This window comes from Ulvibacterium sp. (assembly GCF_028285715.1).
Taxonomy (GTDB): Bacteria; Bacteroidota; Bacteroidia; order Flavobacteriales; family Flavobacteriaceae; genus Ulvibacterium.
The window spans coordinates 286987-310186 of sequence record NZ_JANQOO010000017.1; the positions used below are offsets into that span (position 1 = coordinate 286987).

24 protein-coding genes are annotated in these 23200 nt (G+C 43.5%); 9 read left to right on the forward strand and 15 right to left on the reverse strand.

The features are described from left to right. The first annotated feature begins 109 nt into the window (after positions 1-109). From Q0993_RS08260 to Q0993_RS08270, 3 genes are all read left to right on the forward strand, one after another. Positions 110-1117, forward strand: a complete 1008-nt coding sequence (locus Q0993_RS08260; protein ID WP_299531722.1) for a sensor histidine kinase — start codon at positions 110-112, stop codon at positions 1115-1117. Then, complete coding sequence (locus Q0993_RS08265; protein ID WP_299531725.1) at positions 1114-1815, forward strand: LytTR family DNA-binding domain-containing protein; 702 nt, start codon at positions 1114-1116, stop codon at positions 1813-1815. Before Q0993_RS08260 ends, Q0993_RS08265 begins: the two co-directional genes overlap by 4 nt. 99 nt (positions 1816-1914) lie before the next feature. Next, complete coding sequence (locus Q0993_RS08270; RefSeq protein ID WP_299531728.1) at positions 1915-2799, forward strand: dienelactone hydrolase family protein; 885 nt, start codon at positions 1915-1917, stop codon at positions 2797-2799. Positions 2800-2840: 41 nt separating this feature from the next. Here the strand turns inward: Q0993_RS08270 and Q0993_RS08275 are convergent, their stop codons facing one another. Further along, complete coding sequence (locus Q0993_RS08275) at positions 2841-3683, reverse strand: DNA alkylation repair protein (protein ID WP_299531730.1); 843 nt, start codon at positions 3681-3683, stop codon at positions 2841-2843. A gap of 188 nt (positions 3684-3871) precedes the next feature. Here Q0993_RS08275 and Q0993_RS08280 point away from each other — a divergent pair, with 188 nt between their 5' ends. Then, entirely contained in the window at positions 3872-4849 is a 978-nt protein-coding gene (locus tag Q0993_RS08280; protein WP_299531732.1) for a M28 family peptidase, read from the forward strand. Positions 4850-4851: 2 nt separating this feature from the next. Here the strand turns inward: Q0993_RS08280 and Q0993_RS08285 are convergent, their stop codons facing one another. The 5 genes from Q0993_RS08285 to Q0993_RS08305 form a co-directional block, all read right to left on the reverse strand. Further along, positions 4852-5331: a nuclear transport factor 2 family protein gene (locus Q0993_RS08285; RefSeq protein ID WP_299531734.1), complete on the reverse strand. Its 480-nt coding sequence runs from the start codon at positions 5329-5331 to the stop codon at positions 4852-4854. A gap of 175 nt (positions 5332-5506) precedes the next feature. Beyond that, the gene (locus tag Q0993_RS08290) at positions 5507-5965 is read right to left on the reverse strand and encodes a hypothetical protein (protein WP_299531737.1); all 459 of its coding nucleotides are present in this window, start codon (positions 5963-5965) and stop codon (positions 5507-5509) included. Between the two features lie 71 nt (positions 5966-6036). After that, positions 6037-6507: a Crp/Fnr family transcriptional regulator gene (locus Q0993_RS08295; protein WP_299531739.1), complete on the reverse strand. Its 471-nt coding sequence runs from the start codon at positions 6505-6507 to the stop codon at positions 6037-6039. A 135-nt stretch (positions 6508-6642) separates the two neighbouring features. Beyond that, entirely contained in the window at positions 6643-6966 is a 324-nt protein-coding gene (locus Q0993_RS08300; protein ID WP_299531741.1) for a hypothetical protein, read from the reverse strand. After that, positions 6963-7814 carry an MBL fold metallo-hydrolase gene (locus Q0993_RS08305; RefSeq protein ID WP_299531744.1) on the reverse strand — a complete coding sequence of 284 codons (852 nt, stop codon included), beginning with the start codon at positions 7812-7814 and terminating at the stop codon, positions 6963-6965. Before Q0993_RS08305 ends, Q0993_RS08300 begins: the two co-directional genes overlap by 4 nt. Before the next feature lie 123 nt (positions 7815-7937). On the opposite strand from Q0993_RS08305, the gene Q0993_RS08310 reads away from it, so the two are divergent. After that, a complete protein-coding gene (locus Q0993_RS08310) occupies positions 7938-8255 on the forward strand; it encodes a helix-turn-helix domain-containing protein (RefSeq protein ID WP_299531747.1) in 318 nt (105 codons plus the stop codon). A 55-nt stretch (positions 8256-8310) separates the two neighbouring features. Here the strand turns inward: Q0993_RS08310 and Q0993_RS08315 are convergent, their stop codons facing one another. The 6 genes from Q0993_RS08315 to Q0993_RS08335 all read right to left on the reverse strand — a co-directional run bounded on the left by Q0993_RS08315 (position 8311) and on the right by Q0993_RS08335 (position 14715). Next, entirely contained in the window at positions 8311-9810 is a 1500-nt protein-coding gene (locus Q0993_RS08315) for a glycoside hydrolase family 88 protein (protein ID WP_299531750.1), read from the reverse strand. A gap of 575 nt (positions 9811-10385) precedes the next feature. Beyond that, positions 10386-10739, reverse strand: a complete 354-nt coding sequence (locus Q0993_RS21870; RefSeq protein ID WP_367279592.1) for an SdpI family protein — start codon at positions 10737-10739, stop codon at positions 10386-10388. 379 nt (positions 10740-11118) lie between these two features. Beyond that, positions 11119-11571, reverse strand: a complete 453-nt coding sequence (locus Q0993_RS08320; protein ID WP_299531752.1) for a nuclear transport factor 2 family protein — start codon at positions 11569-11571, stop codon at positions 11119-11121. 31 nt (positions 11572-11602) lie between these two features. Continuing rightward, positions 11603-12262, reverse strand: coding sequence for an NAD-dependent epimerase/dehydratase family protein (locus Q0993_RS08325; protein WP_299531755.1), 660 nt, complete (start codon positions 12260-12262; stop codon positions 11603-11605). Positions 12263-12578: 316 nt separating this feature from the next. Beyond that, entirely contained in the window at positions 12579-13517 is a 939-nt protein-coding gene (locus Q0993_RS08330; protein ID WP_299531758.1) for a GTP-binding protein, read from the reverse strand. Between the two features lie 349 nt (positions 13518-13866). After that, positions 13867-14715 carry an endonuclease/exonuclease/phosphatase family protein gene (locus tag Q0993_RS08335; RefSeq protein WP_299531761.1) on the reverse strand — a complete coding sequence of 283 codons (849 nt, stop codon included), beginning with the start codon at positions 14713-14715 and terminating at the stop codon, positions 13867-13869. 196 nt (positions 14716-14911) lie between these two features. Here Q0993_RS08335 and Q0993_RS08340 point away from each other — a divergent pair, with 196 nt between their 5' ends. The 3 genes from Q0993_RS08340 (at position 14912) to ppgK (ending at position 18420) form a co-directional block, all read left to right on the forward strand. Then, positions 14912-16042: a serine hydrolase gene (locus tag Q0993_RS08340; RefSeq protein WP_299531764.1), complete on the forward strand. Its 1131-nt coding sequence runs from the start codon at positions 14912-14914 to the stop codon at positions 16040-16042. Next, a complete protein-coding gene (locus tag Q0993_RS08345) occupies positions 16039-17586 on the forward strand; it encodes a sulfatase (RefSeq protein ID WP_299531766.1) in 1548 nt (515 codons plus the stop codon). Before Q0993_RS08340 ends, Q0993_RS08345 begins: the two co-directional genes overlap by 4 nt. A gap of 84 nt (positions 17587-17670) precedes the next feature. Continuing rightward, complete coding sequence (gene ppgK / locus Q0993_RS08350; protein WP_299531767.1) at positions 17671-18420, forward strand: polyphosphate--glucose phosphotransferase; 750 nt, start codon at positions 17671-17673, stop codon at positions 18418-18420. A gap of 88 nt (positions 18421-18508) precedes the next feature. Here ppgK and Q0993_RS08355 read toward each other — a convergent pair whose 3' ends face one another. The 3 genes from Q0993_RS08355 to Q0993_RS08365 all read right to left on the reverse strand — a co-directional run bounded on the left by Q0993_RS08355 (position 18509) and on the right by Q0993_RS08365 (position 22015). After that, positions 18509-19297 carry an SDR family oxidoreductase gene (locus tag Q0993_RS08355; protein ID WP_299531769.1) on the reverse strand — a complete coding sequence of 263 codons (789 nt, stop codon included), beginning with the start codon at positions 19295-19297 and terminating at the stop codon, positions 18509-18511. A 193-nt stretch (positions 19298-19490) separates the two neighbouring features. Next, positions 19491-21290 (reverse strand): translational GTPase TypA, encoded by a 1800-nt coding sequence (typA, locus tag Q0993_RS08360; protein WP_299531771.1) that lies wholly within the window; start codon positions 21288-21290, stop codon positions 19491-19493. A 140-nt stretch (positions 21291-21430) separates the two neighbouring features. Then, on the reverse strand, positions 21431-22015 hold the full coding sequence (locus Q0993_RS08365) for a hypothetical protein (protein ID WP_299531774.1): 585 nt from the start codon (positions 22013-22015) through the stop codon (positions 21431-21433). Positions 22016-22088: 73 nt separating this feature from the next. Here Q0993_RS08365 and kdsA point away from each other — a divergent pair, with 73 nt between their 5' ends. Next, positions 22089-22919 (forward strand): 3-deoxy-8-phosphooctulonate synthase, encoded by an 831-nt coding sequence (gene kdsA, locus Q0993_RS08370; RefSeq protein ID WP_299531776.1) that lies wholly within the window; start codon positions 22089-22091, stop codon positions 22917-22919. Positions 22920-23200: the final 281 nt, after the last annotated feature.

The window sequence follows — 23200 nt, forward strand, 5'->3', positions numbered from 1 at the left end:
AAAATTTAGGAAGAAATGTTGTTCAGGGGGGAAAGAACGTCGTTTGGAATACATCTTTTTATAGGTTATCTTTTATAGTTTAGTTTAGACCATTCAAATTTCAGTTCTTGTGATTTCAAGAAGAGAGCTCTTTTTTCAGATTGTATTGCACATCTTGGTGCTGCTGTTTTATTCCTTTGACAGGAACAATCCGGGCATTGATGGATTCCAAATATGGTCCTTTTTGAGCTATGCCCTGGCAGCCGCCTTTATAACCTATTATTTAATGCCCCGATTCCTGTACCGAAAAAAACAGTGGGCCTTCTTCGGGTGGGTGGCTTTGGTCATTTTTGCGGTGATTTTGATCGAGGAATTTGTACTGGAACAAATATTCTTTGCCGGTACCCGTAGGGCTAGGATTTTCCCGGGTATTTATTTTGCCCTGTTCGATGTACTGCCCATTATTGTAATTCTATCCGGATTCAAATTTGGATGGGATGCACTTCAAAAACAGCGGCAAATCGATGAGCTCACCAGTACCATTCAGGAAAGCGAACTTCAGTTTTTGCGATCTCAGATCAATCCCCATTTTTTGTTCAACAACTTGAATAATCTTTATTCGCATGCCTTGGAAAACTCGACCAAGACCCCGGAAATTATCCTTGAGCTTAGCGGGGTACTCCGGTATATGTTGTACGAATGCAAGGAGAAGTTTGTGCCCTTGGCCAAGGAAATAGAACAGTTGCATAATTTCGTAAAGTTGAACAAACTGCAGATCGAGGAACGGGGAGAGGTCAGTTTTAACAAGCAAAACATCGTTTCTGACCATAAAATAGCCCCCCTGATTTTAATTGTTTTTATAGAAAACGCCTTTAAACATAGCCAGTCCGGACAGTCCAATAATATCACCATCGATATCGACCTGCGATTGGAGGGCGATACCTTACACTTCTATTGCAAGAATAATTTTGAGGCGTCGGAAGCTTTGGATACGGTGGCCAAGGGTATTGGCCTGGAGAATGTAAAAAAAAGGTTGCAATTGCTATATCCCAATAAGCATCGATTGGACGTTGACCAGAAAAAAGGAAATTTTGAAGTGCATTTGGAGCTACAATTGGAAAAAACGAAAGCACAATGAATTGTATCATCATAGAAGATCAGCCACCGGCCCAGCGGATTTTGAAAAAATTCATCGCCGATGTGGGTACGCTGACCTTAAAAGAGGTGTTCCCCGATGCAATTTCAGCCATGGAATTTTTGAAGAACGAAAAGGTAGATATCATGTTTCTGGACATCCACCTACCCAAGATTTCCGGAATCGAGTTTTTAAAGACCTTGCCCAATCCGCCCCATGTGATATTGACTACAGCCTTCCCGGATTATGCTTTGGAAGGTTATGACCTCAACGTGGTGGATTACCTCTTAAAACCTTTCTCCTTTCAACGTTTCCTACAGGCCATCTCCAAAGTACCCCTTACGGCCCAAACGGACGGGCGGCAAAAATCGATTACGGAAAATAAGCCGAAAACGGAAATCTATATTAAATCGGGCCATGAGCATATCAAGATCAGGATAAGTGATATCGTCCATATCCAATCCGATGCGGATTATACCGAAATACATACCTCCAAGGGGAAATTCCTGTCCAATGAGCCTCTACGGCATTGGCTACATGCGTTGGAGGGTCATCATTTTTTTAGGACCCACAAATCGTTTATCTTAAATACGGAGAAAATCGAGCGAATTTCAGGGAATTTGGTCTATTTGGTAAATCAGATCAAAATCCCGATCGGAAGGGCCTATAAGGAAGCCTTCATGAAAAGTTTGCTCAAATAAAGGAATTAGGGCGCGATCGGCGAACGATACTAAGCACATGAAATGAATATATTTTTTTAATCCAATACGAAACCCAGTGGATTGCTTAAAACACCAAATATGAAAACACTAAAAAAAGACGACATTCAACAAGAAGTTTTCGACCTCTACGATGACTACGCCCATAATAAAATCCAACGTCGGGAGTTCATTGAAAAATTAGGGCTTTATGCCGTAGGCGGTATTACTGTCGGCGCATTGATGAGCTTTTTGATGCCGAATTATGTGGATACCCTCCTCGTCAAAAAAGATGATCCCCGGTTGGATTCCGATTATATTACCTATACGTCGCCCCAAGGTGGTAGAGAGATTAAGGGACTACTCTCCAAACCCAAAGATGCCCAGGGAACGTTGGGAGGAATCGTGGTGGTCCATGAAAACCGGGGGTTGAACCCGTATATTGAGGATACGGCACGGAGGGCGGCCTTGGACGGGTTCATTACCTTGGCACCCGATGCCTTGACCCCTCTGGGCGGGTATCCCGGCAATGACGATGAAGGGAGGGCCATGCAACGAAAAAGGGACCGTAACAAAATGTTGGAAGACTTTATCGCTGCGTATAACTATATAAAATCACACAAGGATTGTAGTGGAAAAATCGGGGTGGTCGGCTTTTGCTTCGGAGGATGGATTTCCAATATGATGGCCGTAAAAGTACCGGACTTGGCCGCGGCCGTTCCTTTTTATGGGGGACAGCCCAAGGAGGATATCGATCAAATCAATGCACCTCTTATGCTCCAATTTGCCGGATTGGATACCCGGGTCAACGAAGGCTGGCCCGCTTATGAAAAAGCCTTGAAGGCCCATGGGAAAGAATATACGGCATTTATGTACCCGGATGTAAACCATGGCTTTCACAATACCAGCACGCCGCGATACGATAAGGAGGCCGCGGAACTGGCCTGGCAAAGAACGATGGACTTTTTTAAGGAGAAATTGAATTGATCAAAGCATATCCCGGTTTTATGCGGATGCTTTAGGTTTCCTTATTTTGCCCTTGTGCGCAGTTCCAGGGCCTTCTCCACATTTTTTTTGGCCGGATGCCGCAAAGCATGACGAATGACCCATTTTAGCTCCTTGGAGGCGTTGTTAAGCCAGCTTTCGCATAATTCCAGGGCCAAATCCAAATGGTCCTTGGCGATGTCCCCCACATGGTTCGCTACACTTCGCCTCACATACAGATTCCCGTCATTTTTTAATTGTTCCAATATCGGTAAGGAAGGACTTGGGTCCTTTACCAATACACCAATTTTTTGCGCCCAAGGCAATCTAGGCCTGGTCCCTTCCGAACACAGTCTACGTACATGGGGATCGGGATCGTTCATCCAATCATACAACACGGCAAATGTCCTATCCGGCTGGTCGATGATAAAGGCCCGAATCGAAAATTCGGAAGAGAATCGCTTGGTCAATTCGTATTGTGCCTTCATGGAAATCGCAAAGGGATCTTCATTGTTGTTATAACTTTTGTCCAGGCCGTATTGTTCCACAAAACTTACATGGGGCAAATAAAACATCACGGACAGACCCAGGTTTTCCGTATCCTGTAAAGGCGGGGTAAGCGATGCCAAGAGTACGGCAATCGCCTCCGAATAGATATTGGGCAAGTATTTTCGTAACACCTCCGCTATCTTTAAACCGCGCTCCTTAAGGGAAAGGGGTCCTATATGGGACAACGCTTCCTTAACAAAGGCCTGCTCGTCAAATGCTTTATGGACCAACTTCAAATTGCTTCCCAACTGTGTAATGGCCGGTTCATCCAGAACAAGCTTTAATGGAACTCCTTTCTGAATGGAATTTGGGGCTTCCGGTAGTTTTAATTGGGTCATACTTTTTTCTTAAGTTCAACGAAAGGGTCTACAATGGGTCACTTGGGCCTTCCGTACCGTGACCGTACAAGTTACAATATACTGCTCTCAATGCTAACAGCCATCTTCTGCCCGTTCCAAGTTTTTTTCACCCTGATGAAACGAATGGGAAAAACCGGACTCCCTAAAGGGAACCACAATGCATTTTAATGATGAATTTATACCAAAGAATCCCATGGGGGCTGGTACTATTCCTGTTGCCATTTGTACTCCATGCACAGTCCAAGGACAATATAAGGAAACACACCGAATTTCTTGCTTCGGATGAACTGGAAGGTCGGGGAACCGGTAGCCGGGGAATACGCCTTGCGGCAAACTATATTGCAGCGCAGTTCAATGCAATAGGGCTCCAGAAAATTAATGGTAACTCATTTTACCAAAAATTTCCATTCCCAGGGCAAGCGGAAATGGAATCCAATATAGTAGGGTTTATCGAGGCCCGTACCCCTAGCACAAAATCAGTGGTGTTTGTGGCACACTATGATGGCCTCGGGATACAAAAAGAAGCAGGCCAAACGGATACGATCTATAACGGGGCACTGGACAATGCGGTCGGTGTCGGCGCATTACTGGAACTCGCCCGGATATTCAAAAATGCCGGTGCTCCCAAGCATAATCTGGTTTTTGTAGCAACCGCAGGGGAGGAATTTGGTCGTCATGGCAGCCAATTTTATGTGGACCACCCCATTTTTCCAAATGCGGATACCATCATTTGCTTAAACATAGACGGGTTCAATGTTTCCGGACCACGGGAGGATTTTTTTATTTTTCCCAGACAGGGGGTGGATTTTGTCGATGAGATCGAAACCTTGCTGACGCCCTTAGGGTGGCATTATATCAGTCCGGATTGGGTGGATGATCTCAATGCGAGTTTTGATACGGCATCCTTCCTCTCAAAAGGAATTCCAGCTTTAACACTTTGGATCGGAAATCGCTTAAAAGGCGGTGAAATTGCGGAACCTTTGGATTTGGGAGGCATACATACCCCGCAAGACGAAATCAACGACCATTGGAATTGGGATGGCGTAGAGGACCATCTTGGGCTCTATAAACGTATTGCCGATTACTTTCTTGAACATCCCGATGGAATTGAGGTAACCGACCCCTCCTTGTTTATGGAGCAATGATTTCATTCTTCCGCAATGGGAGAGCTATGTGTTGCGATGGCCTTGATTTTCCCATCCTTTTTTTGATACACATCGGTAAAGCGCAGTCGCAACTTTGTGGTGTCCCCACCCGAGTTTCCGACAATCACCATGCTTTCCGAACCCCGGACCACCGCAACATCGCCATACAGGCGAACATCCAAGCCTTCATAAACGATGTCCTTAAAGGTATAGTCGGCATTGGCGAATTCCGTAATAGTAGCGTCCTTATCCGATACCGTGCCATCCGAGGAACCCGAGTACACCCAGGATTCGTCAAGAATCTCGCGTAGCGGTGCGGCATCGCCTGCCAGATAGGCGCCCGTCCATTGATGCAACAGACCCAAAGCTTCTTCTTCTGTTATTTTTTCCACTACTGTTTTTGGCGTTTCATTGGGTTTCTCGCGATCCCTACAGGAACCGGCGATAATCGCCAGGACCATAAAAACTATTACTTTCTTCATCTATACCAAATTTATGAGCGGTTATGACCCAATCCTAAAAATTGCTCCCAGCACTTTTTCGCATAGAAGATGTGCAATTTGACCGTGGCACCGTTCCATCAGGAAAAGATACTAAAAAAGCGCAAACCCAATGGCCTGCGCTCTTGACTCAATTATCTTATATCGTGCCTGCTTATTATTCCGCCCTATCCGGTTTCCTGTTTTTAAAATGGGCATAAAAGCTGGTGATAATGGCCAATGAAGAGACTATAGTCATGACCGTTCCGGGAAAGAATTTTACGTAGTCGCCCAAATCCATAAAAAGGAAATAGCCCAAATCGGCCAAACCCCCGGTGATCGCTGCCAAGAAAATCGAATTTTTATTTCCCTTCCAAATGTAAAAAGCGGATAAAAAGGTAACCAATCCGATCCAAAGCAAGTTGAACCCGTGCTGCCCAATAATTGCTCCGGCAGCTTTAGGGTAGTCCATTTGTAAGATGTTCGAATCAACAGCATCGGCAATTCCGGCAATCGATGCCGAAATATCATCGGTCAATACACCTTTCATTGTCATTACACCGGCAAGAATATGGACAAGCCCCCATATAATCCATAGTACAGCAGATATCTTGAATAAAACGGACCTATTTTTCATGGGAATATATTTTAAGTCCAAATATCCAAGATCCCAAGGGGTTATGCATTAATGTAGATTAAGAAAGGAGGTCACGATTTGCGCATCCTGTCCGTCTTTACTTTGCTAAGTGCTTCCGGGGTAATCCCCAAATAAGAGGCTATCATACGTTGTGGAATTCTTTTGGTGACTTCAGGATATGTCTCAATGAAGTCCTGATAGCGTTCTATGGCGGATGAGCTCATTAACATGAGTACCCTTTTTTGAAGGACCCACAGTCTTTTTACCAAAGGGCCTACATTTTCACCTTCACTGTTGATGTCCTTGTTTCTAACAATAATGTTGGAATCTTCCAAGGCATCTATATATAAACTCGTTTGCAATTCGGGAGGAATGTTATCGGCGATGACCCAACCCTCGGGAGCGAACATAAAGATATGTTCCTTTCCTTTTTTGTCGATGGTGTAACTTCGTAACAAACCCGACTTTACTACATAGATTTTGCTATTAAACTCTCCAGGTTTTTGTAGAATTTCCCCTTTTTTTACCGTTATCCGATGCATTGGTCCAAGGTATTAAATGGTGTACTAGCAGCAGGGGTTATCCTACGGCACTTATAGGCACAATATACTTTAATTCAACAAAAAAACGGTTTGGGCGTTTTCCCTAACCGTTGTTACCTATACGGATGCATTGCTTTATTTTTCCAAGGTCTTCCTTAATCTGATATGATTCCCAAACCTAGATACCTCCAGAGAACCGTTTGAGATTACAAAGGTGTTATGGGTCCAAGCATCCAAATCATAGTCGGTATTCTGCTTTGCGAGCTTACAAACCAATTTATTATAGTGCTTTACGCACTCGATGGAACTTTTAAACCTGATTTCCTCCACAGTCGTGATGGTTTTTTTGCACTCGATCCTGTTGAAATGGATTTTTTCACCAACCGTAAGTTCTCCTTTGTTTTGAGGATAAAATAGGGTAAGAACCATCACGAATAGTCCCAATGTTATCAGTATCATTCGTTTGCTTTTAAGCTAAAGTGGTAATCCACGCTGTACGCTAGCAAGAAATCGGATTGTTCCCAATCGGGATACAATTCTTTCATTTTGGTCAGGGCGTCCTCTTTTGTTGTTTCATTTGCTACGGTAGCCTCAAAATCGGAAATGTATTTTAGTACAACATCAAAGAGTTGAACATCAGAGGATGCTCCATGCCCTGGATAAATCATTAAATCTGTATCCTGATAACGGGCCTTAAAGGTTTCGAGTTGTGCCTTCCAATGGGCTATATGCGTCGCGTCCACCCCCTGCCCGAGCCACAGATGCACCCCGTTATAACAGAAATCAGAAGTAAAAAGAGCATTTAGGTCCTTGGAATACACCGTAGTCAAGTGTTCTGCCTCCGCTGGATTATAGTCATTGCTCAATTCCAAAGTACCCCCACCTTCCAGCGTAAGACTAGTGTTATCGAGCGCCTCTATTTGGTTTTCGTAATCAAATCCGGTTGGGTTCTCCTCGGATTTTGGTTTTAAATTCGGTTCGTTGTCCAACCAACCGATGCTTTCCATCCATTTACTGAAACCAATGATGTCCTGTTTTACTTCCGGAATGGAAACTACTATCTGGGCTTCGGGAAATTCCCTTTTGAGGCAATCCATTCCGATATAATGGTCAGGATGCCCATGGGTGATCAAGATGTGGGTGAGCGGCAATCCTTTTGATTTGATGTACTTTGCCAATTCCAGGGCTTCTTTTGAGTTTCGCAGCACATCCATAACCACTATGGATTTGGTATTGTTGAAGATGTAACTGTTTACGGAGGCCTCTTTGCCTTTGAATACCTCTACCTGTAGATTACTGTTTTTCATAATATATTAGTTTCTTTAAGTAACTATGTTTATTTATGTAACTTTGTGTGGCAAAGATACGACCCAGAATTCCCGATTCGGAAGCAACAATGCTGTTTGTAGTAACCTGCAAGTAACCACAAAATGAGATATGTCTATAACAATCCCGAGAATTGCCCTGTTACCAAGATAATGTCCGTCTTGGGCGGAAGGTGGAAATTCATCATACTCTACACTATTCGGAAGTCGGCCAAACGTTTTGGGCAGATCAATCACTTCATTCCAAGTATCAGCAATAAGGTCTTAACGGAACAATTACGCGAGCTGGAACAAGATGGCATTATTGAAAGACGCGTGTTAACAGATAGGGTCCCGGTAAATGTCGAATACAGTTTAAGCGAAAAAGGCAAGGAATTAATACCTATCATTGAATTAATGGAACAATGGGGCATAAACCTATAATTGCCAAAACTGCCTTATTTAGGCCGTTTGGGTGGTCGTTGGTAGCATTTTTGAATTAGTTTACTGGAGGGGCCAATTCGGCCAGAAGTTGCGCAAATAAGCCCATACCCCAATTACATAGAGCCCCTTTTGTTTCTCTTTGAAATTGCAGGCCACCTTTGTTTTCTTCGGCAACGCCATCTAGAAAGCCATCGGCCGTTAGTCTTTTTTCCACTCCTTTCATTGCCAATAATGCCGAGGCTTCCGCATCTTTCCCTAACCATCCTCTTCGCACTCCAATGGCCATTGCGGTGGCCACACCGCTTGTGCCCGATGTTTCGGGTGCGGTTTCGGGATCTCCCGCAAAGACCGTCCACATTCCATCCGCTCTTTGCATAGAAATTAAATAATCGGTGGCCCGCCGTAACTCTTCGATTAAGTCCTTGGGAGGATCGGGAAGGACGTCCAATGTCCTTGCAAGTCCCAATACATACCAGGTCAACCCCCGAGACCACATGGGAAATGTTCTTTCCTGAGTCTTAAAATTGTATCTAAGCCAAATCGCACCGTGTTCATCGACCAGGTATTTGCGACGCAACCTTAACTGATGAATGGCTTCCTGCGCCAGTTCGGGCCTATTCAATTGTTGGGCCATAACGGCCAATGGCCATGCCACGGTATAGTTTCCTTCAGCAACAATTTTGTTTCCATTTTTTATTACCCCCATGGAATCGGTTTTTCTTTTCCAATAGTCCAAAACGTGATTGATTTCCGGGTGATCCGGTTTCCATAACGCCAGTTGTGCCAGACAAGAGGTAAACTCCATCCCTATCTTTTCGTAATCATGATTTATGCCTTCGTCATCCGGGAAAATAACCGATAGATGTTTTTCAAGGTTTTGCTTATAGCGCTTCCCGTCTTTTGCTGTTTCGGATAACCGAGCTATTCCGTCAATTACACACCCTTCTTGCCATCCGTATTCGGTTAGGCAGGCCAGGGAAGCCATTTTATCCAAAAACTCCTCACGGATCGGTCGGCTGCCCGGCATAAGCAAATGGGGTAAAAAGTTGTCCAGATTATGTTCAGTTCGAGTGATTACCCCTACTGGTGAGCCTTTTCCCTTTAACTGAACTTTCAATCCATTCTCAAGGACATCCGATACATGTTTTTCCTGTATTTTACATTGTACCAACTGAAATGGCGTCCCTAAGGACAGATCCATTGAATCTATCAGTACATTGCCCGTGGTGTACACTGAAAACTTTTGAAAGGTATTTAGATCCGAAACCAGGGTAAGTCTGAAAGAAGCACTGCCCTTAAACAATGTACTGGCTACATTATCCCATTTCAAAATTAATTCGCTCTTGGTAGAATCTGGGTAAATTGTGGCGGACTCATAGCTCATTTTTACTCCACCTATTTCATCCCCCTTAAATAGCGCGTAATTACCTGTTATCTTGGGAAAGAGATAAGAAGCTGCTCCCTTTCGATTATCCGTTGGTGCTTTTACGTCTTTTTCACAACCAGATCCCACACTAGTAAAAACAATGGTCAGTACTATGATAAGACATCTCATTCCAGGTAAATATTTCATTTGGTACGTAGTATTTTAAAATACTGCCAACAGGTTCGCGTATACTTGGCAGCCAGCTAAAGGCATACCTTTTTTATTTTGACAATTTGCGGATAATATATAAAAAAAGCGGTTTAGGTCAGTGCCCAAACCGCTATAACTTCAGTACCGTTTTGTAGCCGACTAATCCGTACTATTAAAAACTTCAAAGTGTTGAAAAATCATTTCCCGCTCATCGATCTTGTTAAAAATTTCCACTAAGTCCTCATTTTTTATCGCTTTTTCCGAAGCTGCCCTCGCGGAAGCCCTATCTTATTGAAGATTTAAACTTTACGGAGATTGTCAAGTTTTTGTCTAGGTATTGTTCGTGTTCTGTGTTGAATTCACTGTCCCTAGATTCCATTTCTTTTGGCTCATCTACTTTTAAAGCCGTGAATTTGTAATCTACCAATGGCATTTCTCAGGCCAACCTCCCTTTTTGGAAAAATATTGTGTCAAAATCTATTGAGTAAATAATCTACTTTAATTGGGTACTAGAAAATTTTTGGAAGACACTTCAAAATAAGGTTGCAACATAATCAGCTGTTTTCTTTATTTATCTCGTTGCTTGCTGATTTTTCAGATAATGATATTTCAGTTATGGGTATTATGGAAAAAATTAAGATAACATAAGAGATGGTCAATACGGTTACTACTTCATCATTGTCAGTTCCTATAATTAAAAAGGCGACCAACTGCATTAAGAAAATTAGTATTGAAATAACCAATAATACTCTACTGCAAATAAAGTTGGCCTTTCGCCAAGCGGAATCACTTCTTAAAGATCTACCACTTCTATACCCATACAATCGATTTCTGTTTATTGGGGGATAAAATATCCAAAACAGAGAAAACAAAACTAAAACTGCCGGGATAACGAATAGGCTAATCATTCTTAATATATAACAGATTGTAACAAGTGTCTATTTATAATTTTGCAGGTAAAATTATGAACCTGTGAGGAGTTTTATATATCATTTATAGAAAATAAACTACAAAAAACAATATAATATAAATTATTTGCTTCAAAAAACTTTTAAGTCAAAATATTCAGATAGATACAGCAATTTGACATTACCGGCTTTGTATTGAACTATAATACTGTATCGTATTTTGTAAAACCGAAGGGCTTATTTTCACATGAATCCTTTAAAGCAGTTTTCCTTTGGCCAAAATGCGAATTGGCGATTGACCTAGTCAAAAAATGTCTTTTGATTTTGAAGAAGACCCTATCTTTAGTTAATTGGTTAAAAGCCAACTATGGCTTTTTCTCTAATGCTCCCCAGAATCGTTGAATTGCCACAGGACATTGACCAATTGCCATTTTCCATTCAGTTTTACGATGTGCATATAATCGATCCAATCATCGGCTATAAGCTTTACCGAAGCGGTCTTGTCATAGATATCCAGTATGATGACCTCTTTTTTGGGATTCTCTGGAAAACCGTCCCCATTCTTATTATAGGTTTCGGCCAGCAGAATCATGGCATCGGTAAAGGTCTCCCGTAAATATTCCTTCCCGGTCTCCTTGTCCGTCCAAAAGGTCCTTTTGACCATTCTAGGGTGGGCGGCCCGTTCAAATTGTTCGGGCTTTACGTTATGTTGGGATTCGATATAATCCAACGCTACCTGTTTGATTTGCAGGGAGTCTTTTGGAGTCTGCCCCTGAACTGAAAATACAATCAGGGAAAAAACAGCTATCATAAGGAAAAGGGATGGCTTCATCGTGAACTTCAGTTTTAATGTTATATCGATTTTAAGTTTCTTCGCTATGGTATCTCAATAGGTCTTGATTTTCCAAAATTTCCTGGTCCGCACCATTAAGTCCCGCATGGAACATGGCATCCGCCAATTCTACGGATGTAATACTATAGCGTTTGCCAAAGGCTTTAAGTAAGGGATACAAAACCCGAAGTAGCCTATATCCGAAATTCGGCTCTTTTCTTTGTTGCACTGGGTAAATATATGCTGGTCTAAGGCTATAAAATCTAAGGTTTAAACTCGAGATTTGGTTTTCTGCCATTCCTTTGTAACGTGCAAAGGAGGTTTTGCTCTTTTCCGTCCTGTCCGCTCCCGCCCCACTTAATAGACAAAGGGTCGCTCCTGGGCTATTCTTCTCCAAGGCCTTGGCAAATTCAACGGCATAATTCACCGTGATTTTTTTAAATAGCTCATCGGAAACTTGTCCGGTGTAGGCACCGAGACAGAAAAAAGCAACCTTGATGTCTTTGAACAAGTCATTGTCTTTGCTGTAATCTTCAAAATCCCCAACTACGATTTCCTTGAGTTTGGCATGCTTTTGCCCGGTCGGTTTTCGAACCAAACTCAGTATCTCGGTTATCTGAGGGGCGTTCAGGCCATGGGTCAAAACCAAACTTCCTATCATTCCTGTACTTCCTGTAATGATAATTTTCATGCGTTGCCTGGATTATATAACTTATAGGTTATCCTTACGCTTGGTGAAGTTGCTTTCTCCAAACCGAACCAAATTCCAAAAATATCAATGGGTGAATGCAATAATCCACTTGTTAGGGTTCCTATGACCTCACTATACCCAATAAAATTAAAGAAATCGATTCATTTATGCATAACCAGAGGTAGACGACTACATATGAGGATTGGGCCACTACATTAATTTTACCGCCGGTCCATTGATTTGCATTGGATACGGTGTGGTATGTTTAGGTGGCCGTTTTAGTACTGTATATATATTTCTGTAGGGTGTCTTTAAGTCATTTTGCGTTGTTGACCTCCTGTTGTTGTGAAAGACCTATTCCAACCGCTTTTTCAAGTAATGCCAAATCACTTCCGGGCCCTATGGTCAAAAGTTTGGGACCTGTGATCGGGACCCCGTTAAAAGGTCTAACACGTACCTCACCATCCGGAGTACGCTCAAAGTAGGTATATTGTTCCTCGTTTCCGATTTGTGTACAGCCTTTTATGCGCAGAATATCCTTCGGCAAGGCATTACAAATCGCATATATGCAATTAGGATTGGGCAAATTAGGTAAATCAATGGAGCAAGAAGACCAATGCGCTTTAAGATGGTCAAGTTTTTGGGCATCGTTTTGGGAGGGAGAGAGTTTGGGAAGAAAGGAAATGTTGATGTCATCCAGGGTCATAATTTCCGCTAATGGATTAAGGCTCTTAAGCGCTTCGACCACTGAATTTAGTCGATCCGATGTTACATTGTCAATATGTGTCAAAACAATCAAGGAAGATACCTGAATCTGATTCGCTTCAAGTTCATTATGCTCACCCCTTTTTTGCCAGTTTTTGACGTCAACCACGGATATTTGGATAGGTGGCAGAAACCGTTCGTTAATCCCAACGCCAAGGAAACTCATAAGTGAACAAGCGTCTGAGGTACCATTGGCCTCAATCAATGTTATGCCATTTGTTCGCTCCGGTATTCCATTGACGAAATCCCTAAGTTGGTCTATACCACTACAGCAAATACAACTACCGCTAAGAGCCTTCACCCATTTGGACTCTACCCGTCCAATAAATTGTTGAATATCAAGATTTGCATTTTCATAGTCGTTAAGAATAATAAAGGGACTCCAACCCTCCTCCATATAGCTGGTCATCAAATGATTCAACAAGGTCGTTTTTCCCGCACCCAAAAAGCCAACAACCGTGATAATAGCTTCCCTATTTTCTCTATCCATATCTATGTAGTATTGCCATTTAGAGCATAAAAATACGCCTTTAAACTCTCTTTTTTTGTCACCTTGGTCAATATTTAAGTAATACCTATGTCGGCACTTCTTCCATTCCCTTTCTTAAATCATTCCATCATCCAAGCTTTGGCCCGGTCCGGGTATCCAGACTTGTCGGTTATCTTGTCGTATGCAAACCGACGTGTTGTACGCACCCTAATTTATGCCCTCATTGGACAACATGAGCGGTTATAAGGACATTTGGTTCTCCTCCCATCGCTTTTTCGGTAAGAAAGATATTTCCTTTGGTGTTCCAAAAGCTATTATTTCTACATAAACCGAAGAAAATCGTTTAAATTCAATCCCTGGAAATGCGTTCCAAGGTCATGAGAATAGGCAAATGATCGGATGCGTCCGGTTCATAGATTACCCGAATATCCATGATTTTCCATCGCTTTTTTGGTCGTACGAGAACGTAATCGATTTGCTTACGGGGAGCTGTGGAGGGAACCGTTGGCAATTCCTTGCCAAAATCCTCTTTTACCCAACCTTTATGTTCCAAAAGATTCAGGACTTCGGAATCGGGAGTTGCGTTCAAATCGCCGGTAAGGATATAGCCCATATCCATTTTATCGTCCACAAACGCCGCTTCGATTACCGCGACCGCGGCTTTCCTAGCCATCTCGGAACCAATGGTTTCCAAATAATCAAAGTGGGTGGTTATAAATCGGACGATTTCTTTTTTGCCGGGCTCCTTGGAAAAATCCACATCAATGCACATGGCCTCATATCGGCTGCTGCTGGCACTTGGAATGGAAAGATTGCCTACATAGGCAAAAGGTTGTTTGGACAATATACCATCGCCATAGTGCAATTGGGAATCCGGTACGGGAATATCCAACAAATGGTATAAGTTGGGTGCTTCCTTTTCGGTAGAAGCCCCCAAAATATTGTGCATATTCGTTAATCTACCTAGGGTGGCCATCATGGTGGAATCGGCTACCTCCTGAAGTCCTACAATATCGGGGTCCGTGGCCTTTATCACATCGGCGATTCGAGCCAAATCCTTTTTCCCGTCCATTCCCACCCCATAATGAATGTTATAGCTTAATATCCTTAGGGTCGATGGGGTTTCTTGGGCCAACATTCCGTCAATAGGGTGAAGGAAAATCAAAAGAAGTGGGACGATTCGTTGAAACGTATTCATTTTATCCGAAAATCAAGGTAGAATTAAAATTTATGTCAGAAAGGGTAGTCCAAAATCCTTCTTTTCAAATATAGCCGATAAATGAAAAGAAGTTTGCGGACCCAAAAAAAGATTTGCACACCTTATCCATCATGACATTCATTTTTTGTAACAATTATAGGACGCCTTCCTCTCTATAGTGGTAAAATTAAAGGTTATGGCAGAAGGTTTACGTTTGAAGTTTGTTCTAATCTATGGTATCTGCTGTTGTTTGGGATATCCGAAACTCGTTGCGCAGTCCGAATCACTTCAGAAAGAATTAATGGCCTTGACCGATGAGTACCTTAGGATAAATCCCGAGGCCAGTGGGGTAATCGCTTCGGTCAGCTATCCAAATGCCACCAACTGGAAATACAGTCCGGGACATGTGGGTAGGGATGGGAATACTCCCTTGTCTGGCAATGAAAAGTTCATCGCGGCGAGCATCACCAAAACATTTGTGGCCGCCTGTATTTTACAACAGGAAGAAGAAGGACTCCTTTCTTTGGATGACAAGGTTATCCAATATTTGGATGAATCCACAATCAAAAACCTGACCGAGTATAATGGAAAATCCTATGAGCAGGAATTGACCCTGGAACATCTCTTGCGCCACACCAGTGGTATTTTTGATTATCTTAATAAAGGCCAAGTACATCTGAATGGTTACGAAAACGACCCGGAGCGCGAATATACGTTGCAAGAGCGAATCGATTTCGCCCTGGAATTGGGGGCTGCGACCCACAAACTAGGTAAGTACGGATATTCCAACACCAATTATATCCTTTTGGGAATGATTGCCGAAAAGGTGGACAATGCCAACATTGCCGATATTATTGAACGTAGAATAATAGTCCCGCTAGGGTTAAAAAACACCTCTTTGCAACCCTCCGACGATGTTATTCCCCAAATGTTCAAGGGATACTATACGGATTGGGACCTGACCAAATTTACCCTGCATTTCAACAAAATGAACCCTGCAGGAGGTATCCTTACCACAACGGATGATTTGACGGTCTTTGCCCAAGGGTTGTTCCGGGGAAAACTATTCAAATCCGAAGCAACGTTACCTAAAATGCTGGATTTTAAAAAAGGCTATGGTTTGGGGGTAATGCTATTCGATAAATCAAAAAGAACAGGACGGGTAATGGGCCATAGTGGTTTTGATCCGGGATATACCTGTTATCTGACTTATTTGGAGAACCAGGATATTACGGTGGTCACCGTCATTAATCAGTCGGAATTGGTGGTTACAATGCCGGCCTTTTTAATCGTTAAAATAGTACACCTGCTCAAAACGGGGCTATGATCCTATCATTTTGGCCTACTTCCTATTTTTTGATTACTTTGGAACTCACGGGATGTATAATACACTACTGGATGTTTCGACTTTTTTTTGTTCTAGGTTTCACCTTCTTTTTTTCGGGATGCGTCAAAAGCCCTGCTCCTGAGAAAATCAGACCCAATATCCTTTTTATAGCGGTTGACGATTTACGGACCGAACTGGGTATCTATAATTCCGATGTTAAGTCTCCCAATCTGGATAGCTTGGCCCGTGCAGGATCCTATTTTACACATCACTACGTTCAGGTTCCTACTTGCGGAGCCTCCCGGCATGCCCTATTGACAGGAATGCGACCCTCAAAACCCATCCATCTATCCAACCAAGCCATAGAAAAGGAAATCTCCGAAAAACCGGAACAGGCCATTCCCGAGACCTTTATCCATAAATTCAGAAGGGAGGGCTATCATACCGCGGGCATAGGGAAAATAAGCCATTCCGCGGATGGATTGGTATATGGTTATGAAGAGCCCGTTTCAAATAAAAGGGAATTGCCCCATAGCTGGGATGAACTGCTCTTTGACCCCGGAAAATGGGAGACCGGATGGAACGCTTTTTTCGCCTATGCCAGTGGGGAAAACCGACAGAGCCTAAAAAAGCAGGTGAAACCCTATGAAAAAGGTTATGTGGATGACGACGGCTACCCGGATGGACTCACCACCAAGCTTGCCCTCACTAAATTGCGGGAGCTCAAAAACAAGGAAGAACCCTTTTTTATGGGGGTAGGTTACTTTAAGCCCCACCTGCCCTTTAACGCCCCAAAAAAGTACTGGGATTTATACGACAGCGATCGTATTCCGCTTGCTCCATACCCCAAAATTCCAGAAGACATCCATTTGAAAAGTCTGCATGGAAGCGGGGAATTCAACCAATATGCCTTGGGTGAGGAGAAAGCGAGCTTGTCAGAGGCAGTATCGGATGCCTATGCCAAAAAATTGAGACATGCCTATTGGGCGTCCATCAGTTATATCGATGCACAAATCGGAAGACTATGGAAGGAACTTAAGACTTTGGGGCTGGACAAGAATACGATCATCGTTGTTTGGGGCGACCATGGTTGGCATTTGGGAGACCAGCGGGTATGGGGTAAACATACCTTGTTCGAGAATGCGTTGAAAAGTACCCTGATAGTTAAATCGCCCTATCTTGATCACAAAAACCAGAAAGTAGATCAAATCCTGGAAACCGTGGATATCTATCCAACGCTTATGGAGCTTTGTGACTTGAAAATGGATTATGCCATTGATGGGGAAAGTTTTGCCCATACCATGGAATCTATCCAAAAGTCATCAGACGGAGTGGCCTATGGCTATTTTAAAAATGGTATTACGTTGCGTACGGACGCATATCGATTGACCCAATATTACAGAGAGGAAGAACCGACCTTGGAACTTTATGACCATACCCTGGATCCGTGGGAATCCAGAAATATTGCCAAGGATAATGCAGACATCATACAAGAGTTGGTGCCCATTTTGGAAGAGGGCAATACCGGTTTATATGACTTTTAGCTACAGAAAAACCCTCTTTACAACATAGGATTAGCATAAGTAAAAACTTTTGTTACATTTGCCCCGGTAATACAAAATCTAGCGATGGACGTTCTTGGTATTGATATTGGCGGCTCCGGTATGAAAGGAGCCTTAATAGATTCATTGACAGGGGAAATGCTTACGGAGCGCTTTAGGATTCCCACTCCTGAATCCAAAAAACCCAAGGACATGGCCAAGGTCTTCAAGGAAATTGTAGACCATTTTGGGCATAAGGGGCCCATAGGCTGTGGGTTTCCTACGGTTATCAAGCACGGCATCTGTAAATCGCCCGGTAACCTCCATAAAAAGTGGCTAGGGGTCAACGTCCAGAAGCTTTTTAGTGATGTCACAGGACTCCCGGTGACGGTTATCAATGATGCCGATGCCGCCGGTTATGCCACCATGAACTATGGTATTGGCAAAGGAAAGGAAGGCTTGGTGATTATGATTACCATTGGAACAGGATTGGGCAGTGGTGCATTTTTGGATGGTGAACTGATCCCTAATTTTGAATTGGGCCAGATTCCCTACAAAAAGTATACAAAAATTGAAACTTGGGCCGCGGCATCGGCCAAGGAGCGCGAGGAGCTGAGTTACAAAAAGTGGGGTAAGCGCTTCAACGTTTTTTTGGAGTTCGTGGAATTGTTGGTATCCCCGGACTGGATTATTTTGGGAGGTGGAACCTCCAAGGATTTTGACCAGTTCAAGGATTACATAAAGATCGATACTCCGGTTATACCCGCAGAGCTCCGAAATCATGCCGGTATTGTTGGCGCCGCCGCCGCGGCATTGCATCAGGCCCCGCTAGATTAATCGTTCTCCAGTCCTTGTTTTTCCGCTACTGCGCGGATGCATTGAATTGTAATGGAAGTGACCATCCACCTGGCCTTGTTCCTAAAATTTAGATGGCCCTGTGGGATTGACTGGCCTCTCTTCGTTGGTCATAGCTATCGGAAATCTGCCTGTCGAACTTCTTTGGGGATTCAAAGTTGAGTCGATGGTCCTTAAGCCGCTGTTCCCCTCCAAAGATAAAATGTAGTTCCTTTTGCATCAGCGCTTGAATGGACTTCTCGGCCACATGTTCCGGTGAGTCCATTTCCCGGCCTTTAAATTTCTGCATCATTTCCGTGTCCGTTGCGGTGGGATATACACAGGTAACCGAAATTTTAAAAGGTTTAAGCTCTCGTCTCAAGGAATCCGAAAATTGACGAATCCCTGCCTTGGTACTTCCATATACCGAATAAAACGGCATACCCAAAAGTCCCAATCCCGAAGAAACATTTAAAATGGCCGCCTCCCTGGAAGATTTGAGTAAGGGCAGACAATATTTGGTAAGGAATAGAACGGCTGTTAGGTTTACGGCCACTTGGTCATAGATCTCTTCGTCCGGGATATCCTCCAACGACCCTGCCGAAACGATACCTGCATTGTTGATCAATACATCCAAACGGCCCCATTGGTCCTCAATTTTGGAGGACATTTCGCGAAGCACACCGATATCGCCAACGTTTCCATTGACCAACAGAAATTTTGTTTTTTCAAAATCCTCCGGGAGCCGCTCTAAATTTTTTTTATCCCTGGCTATGACCGCGATATCCTTAACGCCCTGTTTTATCAGTTCCGCGATCATACATCTTCCAATACCACGGGAACCGCCCGTAATAAGGACTTTTTTCCCTTTTAGTCTCATGTAAATCGATTTTCTTTGAATGAATTAGCTTCTTCAATTTATACAAATTACATGGCACTTGGTTCAAAAAAATCCTGGCTTGTGCAATTAATATTGAAGCCGCAAATACAGGACGTGCAGATTACCGATTTGACAAAATAGACCACCCAAAACAAAAAACCTCGAATCGGATTCAAGGTCTTTTGGGGCAGTATCAATCGATTTTATTCCGTTTACGGTCCACCTCCTTTAAAAATATCTTTCGCAAGCGAAGGTGTTTCGGGGTCACTTCAACATACTCGTCCTTTTGGATGTATTCCAAGGCCTCTTCCAAGGAAAATTTTATGGCCGGTACAATCTTTGCCTTGTCATCCGCTCCGGCCGAACGTACATTGGAAAGCTTTTTGGTCTTGGTGACATTAACGGTCATGTCATCGCCTCGGGAATTCTCCCCAATGACCTGTCCTTCATAAATATCCTCCCCCGGGTCTATAAAGAACTTGCCCCGTTCCTGAAGTTTATCAATGGAATAGGGTATGGCCTTCCCATTCTCCATGGAGACCAAGGAACCGTTCTGGCGTTGTGGGATATCGCCCTTCATAGGCTGGTATTCCAAAAAACGGTGGGTCATTATAGCCTCTCCGGCCGTCGCCGTCAATAATTGGTTTCGTAGCCCAATAATTCCCCGGGACGGGATATGGAACTCACAGAGCATCCGTTCCCCCTTAGCTTCCATATGGGTCATTTCCCCTTTACGAATGGAGACCATTTCAACCGCCTTTCCGGAAACCTCCTCCGGCAAATCTATGGTCAGTTGTTCCATAGGCTCACATTTTACACCCTCAATGGTCTTGATAATAACCTGCGGCTGACCTATTTGCAATTCGTAACCTTCCCTCCGCATGGTTTCGATCAAAACGGAAAGATGGAGCACCCCTCGTCCAAAGACCATAAATTTATCGGCACTATCGGTCTCTTCTACCCTAAGGGCCAGGTTCTTTTCGAGTTCCCGCTCCAATCGTTCCTTAATGTGTCTGGAAGTGACAAATTTGCCATCCTGCCCAAAAAATGGGCTATCGTTAATGGTAAAAAGCATACTCATCGTAGGCTCATCTATGGCTATGGTCTTTAATCCCTCGGGATTTTCAACATCGGCAATGGTATCCCCGATTTCGAACCCTTCCAGACCCACGATAGCGCAGATATCACCTACTGCCACCTCCTGAACCTTTTTGCGGCCCAAACCTTCAAAAGTAAAGAGCTCCTTTATTTTTGATTTAACAAGACTCCCATCCCTTTTTACCAAGGAAATCTGTTGACCCTCCCTTAAGCTTCCCCTTTGAAGCCTACCGATGGCGATCCTACCGGTAAAGGAAGAATAATCCAGGGAGGTAATCAGCATTTGGGTGTTGCCCTCTTCCGCCATAAAACTGGGAATATGGGCAATGACCATATCCAACAAAGGTTCTATGGAGTCCGTTTCCTTTTTCCAATCATCACTCATCCAATTGTGCTTTGCCGATCCGTATACTACGGGGAAATCCAATTGCCATTCCTCCGCACCAAGTTCGAACATAAGATCGAATACCTTTTCATGCACCTCCTCGGGGGTGCAATTCTCCTTATCCACCTTATTGATCACCACACAAGGCTTCAGCTTCATATCTATGGCCTTCTGCAACACAAATCGCGTTTGTGGCATAGGGCCCTCAAAGGCGTCTACCAGCAATAAAACGCCATCCGCCATGTTCAGCACCCGTTCCACTTCCCCTCCAAAATCAGCGTGCCCAGGAGTATCTATAATGTTTATTTTGGTACCCTTGTAGGTTACGGATACATTTTTGGAAACTATGGTAATCCCCCGTTCACGTTCCAAATCATTATTATCCAAAATCAAATCGCCCGTAGTTTCGTTCTCCCGAAACAACTGGCAATGGTGCATGATTTTATCGACCAAGGTAGTTTTACCGTGGTCTACGTGCGCGATGATGGCAATATTCTTTGTACTGGTCATACCCTTGATTTTAAGCGTGCAAAGATACGCCTAATTTTCTCTTGTCGATCAGATCTTATATTAATTTTATGTTGTTGATTTTTAGGAAGTTATTTTAGCGCTCAAAAACAACGATTCATAACCCTATCACAAAACCTGTTTCATTCAAATACCGGTTTTTTTGATTTTCGTTTGGTGGCGACCCACCCGAAGTTGATATTCAACAAAGGGCCATACCCGGAAAGGGCACCATCTCCCCGATAATAACCCGCACCGAGTTCTACATTAAAATTAAAACCTTTGGGATAGGTGCGTTGAATACCGTAGACCAATCCGTAAAATCCCAGATTAAAATCGTCGGGGCCTTCAATGTCCGTGGCGAGTCGGAGTTGGGAGAAGAAAATGGCCTGGGCCGCAGCGATATAATTTCCCGAATTTCCCGATACGTTCTTGTTCCTGGCTACGCGCCTGTTTAAATTGTGGTAATAGCGATACCGGTTATTCCAAGCCAATCCTAGGGCATATCCTTCTTGATAGGTAGCCAGACCCAGACCCAGACTGGTGGAAATGGTTTGGTTCCTAAAAATGCCAAGCTCATAACTCAACCCTGGTGCAAGAAGGTCGAATTTAAACTGGTGTCGCTCCAGGTTGATAAGGCCACTGCCTTTTTCCTGGATTTCCATTCGCTGTCCGTTTGTCAAAAGTGGTAAGGAAATTGCAAAACACAGCAGTACTAATTTACCCATAGATTTTGATTCGTTTCGCTAAATCTAAAAAGGAAACCAGGGTTAAATACTATCTTTATGCAAAATTTATGATATGGATCTGTCTCTTATTCCTCAAATTAAACATGCCCGTGGCGATAATTTTTTTCTACTCTCGGGTCCATGCGCCATCGAGGGGGAGGATATGGCCCTACGGATTGCGGAGCATATCGTACAGCTTACGGACAAACTAGGCATTCCCTATGTGTTTAAGGGAAGTTTTAAAAAGGCCAATCGGAGTCGGGTCGATTCCTTTACGGGCATAGGGGATGAAAAAGCCTTGAAAATACTCCGTAAGGTATCCGAGACTTTTGAAGTACCCACGGTAACCGATATCCATGAAGTCTCGGATGCGGACAAGGCGGCCGAGTTTGTGGATGTGCTTCAAATCCCGGCTTTTTTGGTACGCCAGACGGATTTGGTGGTCGCGGCCGCTAAAACCGGCAAAACGGTAAATCTTAAGAAAGGGCAGTTTATGAGTCCGGAGAGTATGCGACATGCCGTCACCAAGGTTACGGATTCCGGTAACGAACAAGTCCTTATTACCGATCGTGGTACCATGTTCGGCTATCAGGATATGGTAGTAGACTTTAGGGGCATACCCACCATGAAAGCATTTGCTCCCGTGGTCTTGGATGTGACCCACTCCCTACAACAACCCAACCAATCCTCCGGGGTAACCGGTGGAAGACCTGCCTTGATAGAGACCATGGCACGGGCAGGAATTGCAACCGGGGTAGATGGACTTTTTATGGAAACCCACTTTGATCCGGCCAATGCCAAAAGCGACGGGGCCAATATGTTGCCCTTGGAGCGACTGGAGCAACTCTTGACCAATCTTTCGACATTGAGGCAAACCATAAATGGGCTGGCCAGTACTTCATAAATCATTTAATTGCTTGATTTTCAATATATAGCTAAGCACTTTTCCCCTTTTAAAAAATCTACCTTTTATCCTATTAACTAATCGATAGAAATTCTTTTTTCGTCTACAAAATCAGACTATTAGTATATCTATTTTTTTCCTTTTTTAAGTTCAGGGTATCTTGAAACCTGAATTTGATCTAGTACCGTGTTGGCCTTACCCAATGGACAGGGATATCCATCACATTGAGCAGGTGTTTACTACGCGCGTCTTCATCCATGGAGCAACACCTGTAAAGCCCC

What these genes read in the sequence shown, in the direction of transcription:
- Q0993_RS08265 (WP_299531725.1), top strand. Translation starts at nt 1,114, where the DNA reads ATGAATTGTATCATCATAGAAGATCAGCCACCGGCCCAGCGGATTTTG.
- Q0993_RS08270 (WP_299531728.1), top strand. Translation starts at nt 1,915, where the DNA reads ATGAAAACACTAAAAAAAGACGACATTCAACAAGAAGTTTTCGACCTC.
- Q0993_RS08275 (WP_299531730.1), bottom strand. Translation starts at nt 3,683, where the DNA reads ATGACCCAATTAAAACTACCGGAAGCCCCAAATTCCATTCAGAAAGGA.
- Q0993_RS08280 (WP_299531732.1), top strand. Translation starts at nt 3,872, where the DNA reads ATGATGAATTTATACCAAAGAATCCCATGGGGGCTGGTACTATTCCTG.
- Q0993_RS08285 (WP_299531734.1), bottom strand. Translation starts at nt 5,331, where the DNA reads ATGAAGAAAGTAATAGTTTTTATGGTCCTGGCGATTATCGCCGGTTCC.
- Q0993_RS08290 (WP_299531737.1), bottom strand. Translation starts at nt 5,965, where the DNA reads ATGAAAAATAGGTCCGTTTTATTCAAGATATCTGCTGTACTATGGATT.
- Q0993_RS08295 (WP_299531739.1), bottom strand. Translation starts at nt 6,507, where the DNA reads ATGCATCGGATAACGGTAAAAAAAGGGGAAATTCTACAAAAACCTGGA.
- Q0993_RS08300 (WP_299531741.1), bottom strand. Translation starts at nt 6,966, where the DNA reads ATGATACTGATAACATTGGGACTATTCGTGATGGTTCTTACCCTATTT.
- Q0993_RS08305 (WP_299531744.1), bottom strand. Translation starts at nt 7,814, where the DNA reads ATGAAAAACAGTAATCTACAGGTAGAGGTATTCAAAGGCAAAGAGGCC.
- Q0993_RS08310 (WP_299531747.1), top strand. Translation starts at nt 7,938, where the DNA reads ATGAGATATGTCTATAACAATCCCGAGAATTGCCCTGTTACCAAGATA.
- Q0993_RS08315 (WP_299531750.1), bottom strand. Translation starts at nt 9,810, where the DNA reads ATGAGATGTCTTATCATAGTACTGACCATTGTTTTTACTAGTGTGGGA.
- Q0993_RS21870 (WP_367279592.1), bottom strand. Translation starts at nt 10,739, where the DNA reads ATGATTAGCCTATTCGTTATCCCGGCAGTTTTAGTTTTGTTTTCTCTG.
- Q0993_RS08320 (WP_299531752.1), bottom strand. Translation starts at nt 11,571, where the DNA reads ATGAAGCCATCCCTTTTCCTTATGATAGCTGTTTTTTCCCTGATTGTA.
- Q0993_RS08325 (WP_299531755.1), bottom strand. Translation starts at nt 12,262, where the DNA reads ATGAAAATTATCATTACAGGAAGTACAGGAATGATAGGAAGTTTGGTT.
- Q0993_RS08330 (WP_299531758.1), bottom strand. Translation starts at nt 13,517, where the DNA reads ATGGATAGAGAAAATAGGGAAGCTATTATCACGGTTGTTGGCTTTTTG.
- Q0993_RS08335 (WP_299531761.1), bottom strand. Translation starts at nt 14,715, where the DNA reads ATGAATACGTTTCAACGAATCGTCCCACTTCTTTTGATTTTCCTTCAC.
- Q0993_RS08340 (WP_299531764.1), top strand. Translation starts at nt 14,912, where the DNA reads ATGGCAGAAGGTTTACGTTTGAAGTTTGTTCTAATCTATGGTATCTGC.
- Q0993_RS08345 (WP_299531766.1), top strand. Translation starts at nt 16,039, where the DNA reads ATGATCCTATCATTTTGGCCTACTTCCTATTTTTTGATTACTTTGGAA.
- ppgK (WP_299531767.1), top strand. Translation starts at nt 17,671, where the DNA reads ATGGACGTTCTTGGTATTGATATTGGCGGCTCCGGTATGAAAGGAGCC.
- Q0993_RS08355 (WP_299531769.1), bottom strand. Translation starts at nt 19,297, where the DNA reads ATGAGACTAAAAGGGAAAAAAGTCCTTATTACGGGCGGTTCCCGTGGT.
- typA (WP_299531771.1), bottom strand. Translation starts at nt 21,290, where the DNA reads ATGACCAGTACAAAGAATATTGCCATCATCGCGCACGTAGACCACGGT.
- Q0993_RS08365 (WP_299531774.1), bottom strand. Translation starts at nt 22,015, where the DNA reads ATGGGTAAATTAGTACTGCTGTGTTTTGCAATTTCCTTACCACTTTTG.
- kdsA (WP_299531776.1), top strand. Translation starts at nt 22,089, where the DNA reads ATGGATCTGTCTCTTATTCCTCAAATTAAACATGCCCGTGGCGATAAT.